Origin of the sequence: Aquimarina sp. I32.4, assembly GCF_002924285.1 — a bacterium.
Taxonomy (GTDB): Bacteria; Bacteroidota; Bacteroidia; order Flavobacteriales; family Flavobacteriaceae; genus Aquimarina.
In genome coordinates, this window is record NZ_PGUB01000193.1 from 1 (window position 1) to 3,983 (window position 3,983).

Below are 3,983 nucleotides of genomic sequence, written 5' to 3' on the forward strand. Positions count from 1 at the left end.
ACGTAGAATATTAAAAGACTATTTTTCTTTTTCTATAAAACAAGATAAAGTGATAGCATTGCTTTCTGAGATATTTTTAGATTATCAATACCCTAAAAATGTTGTTATTAGGAGTGATAACGGAAGTCAGTTTATAGCAAAAAGCGTTCGTGAATACTTAGGATTAATAGGGGTAAGTCAAGAGTTTACTCATGTTGCTACACCAGAGGAAAATGCACATGTAGAAGCTTATCATGGAATACTTAAAAAAGAAGTCTTTCAACGATTTGAGTATAGAACATTTGGAGAGATTCAACAAATACTAAAAAGATATGTGGTTTTCTATAACAACGTAAGGCATCATGGACTATTGGGAAGAATAACTCCTATGGAAAAATGGAACAAAGACAAACACTTAATTTTAATGAAAAATAGAGTAGCATAATTAATAATCCAAATTTAAAAGATTACTCTTGTTTTATAGGGGTCAAAACATGTGGTAGTGTTCAATTAAGTGTGTCATAAAGATTGTATAAAAAAACCTAATCCTCTATAAACAAAGAATTAGGTTTTTTTTGAAAATAGAATAACAACTATATTTCTATATCAATATCAGTATCATCAATAGGTGTCGCCCCATTTTTTTTGAACAACACCTTCATGTCCTGATATACCGATTTGGCTCCTGGCTCATTCTCACCCGCCAAAAAACGCATCATACGATAAAAACTCAACGCATTGGTATAATTATCATAATCCAACAACGTTTTGGTATCTATCAATTGTTGAGTCAAACCATCCAATAGCTGTACCTGTGTTTCTATCTGTTGTCTCGTAATATAATCACGATCAAACTCCTCTTTATCCAGAAAACGAGGAACCCAACTAGGATGTTGCTCCATATAGTTCTTTGCCTTATCCACAATCAATTTATTTTGATTGGCAATTCGCCCATATTGCCCCCGTTGATCTGGAGTAAGATTTACTGTCTTACCATGCAATGCTTTTTTGAGCATAGCAATCGCTTGATTTAAGTTGTTTAACTCCTCTTCTGCAAACGTAATACTGATTAGATTTTCTAATGCCATAATGTACTCGACTTTAATAATTAATATATATGTATTTATAGCACAAGGATATAACACGGGAGTTTCGTTTTCTGAAACCCATCAATCTTTTATGATTCTTTATGATTTTTTTATAAAAATTTAAGATTTGATACTCAAATAGATAACCAGAAGACAGATAAAAAATCACAGTTACCTAAAGCTGATTATATGGCAAAACCACATAAAAAATACGTGTTTTACAGCGTTCAAACCCCTGTTTTACAGAGATTTATATTTGTTTTGGTAACCCATTTTTTTGAAATCTGACATTTTTAGCACAAAATTGTGTTAAAAAAGGTGGTTTTTTCCTCTTTTTTACCCAATAAAAGGGGGCAAAAGTACATTAAAATTTATAAAAATAACGTAGTACTGATTTAAAAAAAAGGCTTTACTTTTATTTGTAAATCAATACTTTACGCAAACCACACACTAAATTTCCACTATCATTTTTTCATCAAAAATTTACGTTATGAAATCCAACCCCTTTTTTTTATTGACAATTTTAATATTTTTATCTCTAACGCTTTTCACAGGTTGTGAAAATGAATCCGTAAACGACGAATTGAATCTACTGGAAGATGAAAATTACACAGAAATTTACAAAATCGACAAAGAGGATTACGAAGTCCCACCAAACGGATAGAAACAAAAAGCTTTGGATAGGCGTAGTAATTATAATGGTATTAGTTGCTTCGCCTTTTTTATTTTATCTCTATCAATTTGCACCAAAGAATAGCAAAGTTTGGAAAATTGGTTTTCTTACTATTTATAGTGGAGGATTTGAGTCTGTTCTTTCTTTTCTTCATGCTTTCTTTACCAAGTTTCTTTTTGTTTTATTAACGTCTATTTGGTTCTTAACATGTTCTCACTGGTGGAAATATGCCATTTTGATCCCTTTTTCGATGTTCCTATTTCAATTATCGGGTGTTTTAAATTATCAAATACAATTTATAGATCAATACGACTTTTGGTATTCATTGCCTTTGGTTTTACCTATAGTAATTGGTCTGATATGGTGGTCTGCTAGATTATATATTCACTCCAAATTACTAGACCTTCGATCACAGATCGAGAATGAATTAGAGATTATAAGAAGAAACAAAAATGTCGATGAAGTATAAGAAAAAGTCTACCGAAGCTATTATTTTAGAATTACATAGTTTAATATCACTAAAAGAAACTTACAAAGCATCTGAGTATGAACGGAAATTAAAAGCACTTTTAAAAGAAGTAGACAACCAACTTTTATTAAATAAAAAACAAGAGTCCAATAATTTAGAACAGTATTTAAAGCTTCTTATCGGATAGATTTTCTTTACTTCTCAACCCCTGAAGTTCTTTCTCAATAATCGTCCGAATAAGTAACATCACCTCATTATTATCCTGAATATTCAGCTTTTGTTCTATTTTTTCATCTATAATTTTATCAATGCTCTTTTCTTCATCAGATTTTAACATCTTTCCTTCTCCTGTAACTAGCCATAAAGGATTCAAATCAGGATATACTTCAATACATTTCTCAATATAATCACCTCCAACATTACTTTTTTGAGATACAATTCTATTTAAATACCCTGGTGAAGCCCCTAGTGATAAGCTAAATTGCCTATGACTAATTCCTGTATGATCCGCAAAAAGAACCATTCTGTCGACGATTTTGTGCTTTTTAGTCAAAATTATATCTATATTTCTTGTTAATAACTATTATTATAGTTAATATTGTATTGGAAACGATATTACTATAGACACAAAAGTAATAATATATCCAATATTATAGTGATAAATATTAGTTTACTGTAGTTTTTGTTTCTTTTAATGGATGTTATTCAATTAGTCAAATGATTAGAATTCTAAACATAGCAAGATAAGTTAATCGTGCTATTCAGATTGCATCATAAGACATTGGTGTACCCCGTAGTTTTGATCAAATGTATTTGCCTGAACTCTATATAATTAAAAAATGATATGAAAAAACCAAATGTTCGACAGCGTGTAGAAAAATGGTTAGAAAACAACGGGCACTTAATAAACAAAAATGCTTTTGAGCGTGAGATAGAAGTATCAAAAGGCATCATACAAAAGCATATTAAATATGATAAAAAAATCAATGACCAGCACATAAAAGCATTGTATAAACTAATCAAAAAGTTTAAAGAAGTATAATAGATTAACCCCCAAAGAGTATGAAAACAGCCCCTATTCTACCAGATCGTTTCAGCGTATTTGAAGCCACGGTATTCAACTATTTGTTGATTAACCCCCAACTATTTGATACCTGTGTACAAAAACATGGCGGGTATGCCCTGTTACTACGCATCTGGATAGCAGAAAAATATACCAATGGCAGTACAGCCATAGAGGTAGCAGAGATGATCAAGCAGTCAAAATTGTGTATAGAATCTATCAAGGCAGGTAACCCCTTATCTATATCAGTGCAGTGAAGTGGTATTGTACCACTAGCAAAAGGGAGCAAAGAGACAGGAGTAATTTATTATTAGTTAGTATAATTTGCAGTTTGTGTAATCCTGCGCCCCATTACTCCTGTCGGCCCTTTTGTAAAAAAGAATAAAAAAAGAGAATACCCAAAATTACCCGATTAGGTTTTAAGTTGAGTTTGTGAGTAATTCTGTTCACAGCAAAGGTGCAGGGTACAAAAAGTATATAGCATAGTTTATAGGTCATTATATCTGCATATATGCCAGCGTACCCCTGTGTCTTTGTAAAAAACAGATACCGAGCACCGCATTAATAAACCTTACTAGTCAATGAGACTACCCAATAATTTTTATAAATCATATTAATACATATAATACTATGGCATTTCGATTCTTGTCCTCAAAATACACAACAAGCTTTACAGCAACAGGGCTATCAGATAGAGAGTATCTAGTAATA

Annotated in this window: 7 protein-coding genes; 5 read left to right on the plus strand and 2 right to left on the minus strand. The window is 31.4% G+C overall.

Annotation, left to right across the window (positions count from 1 at the left end):
- Positions 1-424 (plus strand): integrase core domain-containing protein (locus CVD18_RS21670; protein ID WP_146052903.1); only part of this gene is annotated, 424 nt, incomplete at its 5' end.
- Between the two features lie 148 nt (positions 425-572).
- On the opposite strand, the gene CVD18_RS21675 is transcribed toward CVD18_RS21670, so the two are convergent.
- Complete coding sequence (locus CVD18_RS21675; RefSeq protein ID WP_199185127.1) at positions 573-1,067, minus strand: hypothetical protein; 495 nt, start codon at positions 1,065-1,067, stop codon at positions 573-575.
- A gap of 599 nt (positions 1,068-1,666) precedes the next feature.
- On the opposite strand from CVD18_RS21675, the gene CVD18_RS21680 reads away from it, so the two are divergent.
- Both CVD18_RS21680 and CVD18_RS21685 read left to right on the plus strand, forming a co-directional pair.
- Positions 1,667-2,209 carry a hypothetical protein gene (locus CVD18_RS21680; protein WP_103867551.1) on the plus strand — a complete coding sequence of 181 codons (543 nt, stop codon included), beginning with the start codon at positions 1,667-1,669 and terminating at the stop codon, positions 2,207-2,209.
- Positions 2,199-2,396, plus strand: a complete 198-nt coding sequence (locus CVD18_RS21685) for a hypothetical protein (protein ID WP_103867552.1) — start codon at positions 2,199-2,201, stop codon at positions 2,394-2,396. The genes CVD18_RS21680 and CVD18_RS21685 overlap by 11 nt, the downstream gene beginning before the upstream one ends.
- Here CVD18_RS21685 and CVD18_RS21690 read toward each other — a convergent pair.
- Positions 2,376-2,732, minus strand: a complete 357-nt coding sequence (locus CVD18_RS21690) for a hypothetical protein (protein ID WP_103867553.1) — start codon at positions 2,730-2,732, stop codon at positions 2,376-2,378. The genes CVD18_RS21685 and CVD18_RS21690 overlap by 21 nt on opposite strands.
- Before the next feature lie 321 nt (positions 2,733-3,053).
- Here CVD18_RS21690 and CVD18_RS21695 point away from each other — a divergent pair, with 321 nt between their 5' ends.
- Entirely contained in the window at positions 3,054-3,251 is a 198-nt protein-coding gene (locus tag CVD18_RS21695) for a hypothetical protein (RefSeq protein ID WP_103867554.1), read from the plus strand.
- Positions 3,252-3,271: 20 nt separating this feature from the next.
- A complete protein-coding gene (locus tag CVD18_RS21700; RefSeq protein ID WP_103867555.1) occupies positions 3,272-3,529 on the plus strand; it encodes a hypothetical protein in 258 nt (85 codons plus the stop codon).
- Positions 3,530-3,983 lie beyond the last annotated feature (454 nt).

Bases quoted from the DNA above. Each gene is read 5' to 3' on its own strand.
- CVD18_RS21700 (WP_103867555.1), top strand. From the start codon at position 3,272: ATGAAAACAGCCCCTATTCTACCAGATCGTTTCAGCGTATTTGAAGCC.
- CVD18_RS21685 (WP_103867552.1), top strand. From the start codon at position 2,199: ATGAAGTATAAGAAAAAGTCTACCGAAGCTATTATTTTAGAATTACAT.
- CVD18_RS21690 (WP_103867553.1), bottom strand. From the start codon at position 2,732: ATGGTTCTTTTTGCGGATCATACAGGAATTAGTCATAGGCAATTTAGC.
- CVD18_RS21675 (WP_199185127.1), bottom strand. From the start codon at position 1,067: ATGGCATTAGAAAATCTAATCAGTATTACGTTTGCAGAAGAGGAGTTA.
- CVD18_RS21680 (WP_103867551.1), top strand. From the start codon at position 1,667: ATGAAAATTACACAGAAATTTACAAAATCGACAAAGAGGATTACGAAG.
- CVD18_RS21695 (WP_103867554.1), top strand. From the start codon at position 3,054: ATGAAAAAACCAAATGTTCGACAGCGTGTAGAAAAATGGTTAGAAAAC.